Source organism: Dyadobacter sp. SG02 (assembly GCF_900109045.1).
Classification (GTDB): domain Bacteria; phylum Bacteroidota; class Bacteroidia; order Cytophagales; family Spirosomataceae; genus Dyadobacter.
This window is the reverse complement of sequence record NZ_FNYL01000035.1, coordinates 1-1309: the sequence shown is the minus strand read 5'-3', so window position 1 is coordinate 1309 and position 1309 is coordinate 1. Positions and strand designations below refer to the sequence as shown.

Annotated in this window: 1 protein-coding gene; it reads left to right on the top strand. The window is 42.2% G+C overall.

The window, feature by feature from the left end; all coding sequences use genetic code 11:
- Window positions 1-523: 523 nt before the first annotated feature.
- Window positions 524-937 (top strand): cupin domain-containing protein, encoded by a 414-nt coding sequence (locus tag BMW93_RS35040; protein ID WP_090387481.1) that lies wholly within the window; start codon window positions 524-526, stop codon window positions 935-937.
- Window positions 938-1309: the final 372 nt, after the last annotated feature.

Sequence of the window (1309 nt, the reverse complement as noted above, 5' to 3'; positions counted from 1 at the left end):
ATACTCGAACCGTCGTAGCCCGAGGAACGAAAGACTTCCATCAGTTTGTCGATTACGACATCGTGTTCAACTTTTGCGTAGGCCATTTTTCTATCGTTTATAAATACCGAACGATCGGTAAATAAACTTGGTTCAGATAATGGTATTTTTTTTGAAGGATTTTCGAAGCAGGCTGTATAGATAGGGGGTATGGTTCATTGTTTTGTTCAAGTTTGCCAGTCACCGGGTTGTATATCTGTTGGTGAAGAAACAGGAAGGAGAAAAAGCGGACAGGCCCAAACACAAACCCACGAGTATTTGGTAGCCAGTTTGTTTGCACTGCCTTGTCGACGAACACGATATTTCGTAGCCGAATTTGTCGATCTACGAAATATCGGCGGTTTTCTATTGTTGTTTATTGGGGTACATAGCTGATAAAGAGCGTAGTAGGTGAGTGGTATGTGCATTGCTATGTAATGGTAAAAGCAAGTGGGTCAATACTTCAAACGACCCGAATTTACCATAATCCCAAATTCAGAAGTTTATGAAAACAATTGCGACAATTCTCTTAACATCATTGATTTCGACCTATGCGATCGGCCAACATTCAAGCGCCAACCATGCCGCTACAACGCCTGAGATCATTTACAAAAAGAAACTGGATACGCCCGGTTTGGAAGGTAAAGAAGTACGCATGGCAATCGTCACTTATGCGCCGGGCGAAGTGTCGCCGCCGCACAGACATCCCATCGCAGTGTTTGGTTATGTTTTAGAGGGAGAAATTGAAGTCACTTTTGAAGGTGAAAAGTCTATTAAAAAGAAGGGGGACCCGTTTTATGAGCAGCCGGACGGACTACACAATGGAACCAAAAACCTGAGCAAAACCAAACCCGCCAAATTACTGGTATACTTTCTGGGCGAAGAGGGAAAACCCGTTCTGGTATTAGAACCGAAATAAGCGGGTGCACTAAGCGCGCGTTAAAAGCAAAATGCCAGTCACCTTTCATTTATCGATAGGGTGGCTGGTTTTTTCTTGACTTACTTCTGTTTTCAAACCCTTTTATATAGCAAACGATGTCTGTCGGCCTCCTTCGGCGCTGAAATAGGGAAGGATAGTGTGAGAGTAGTTCAAGGCTATTTTTAAAAAATTTTAAATTTTTTTTCTACTAATGTTTGGAAGTTAAAATATGCTTACTACTTTTGCACCCCCAATCAGGGACAACGGTAGCGAAAATGATCGCTGCCACGAGTTTTGGAAGTCCAGAGCAAAGTTCTTTGACATGATGAAGAGAGCAAAAAGATAGGTTCGTTAGAAACATTTGATCTGTTT

Excerpts from the sequence above, each read along its gene's own strand:
- BMW93_RS35040 (WP_090387481.1), top strand. The coding sequence starts at position 524 with ATGAAAACAATTGCGACAATTCTCTTAACATCATTGATTTCGACCTAT.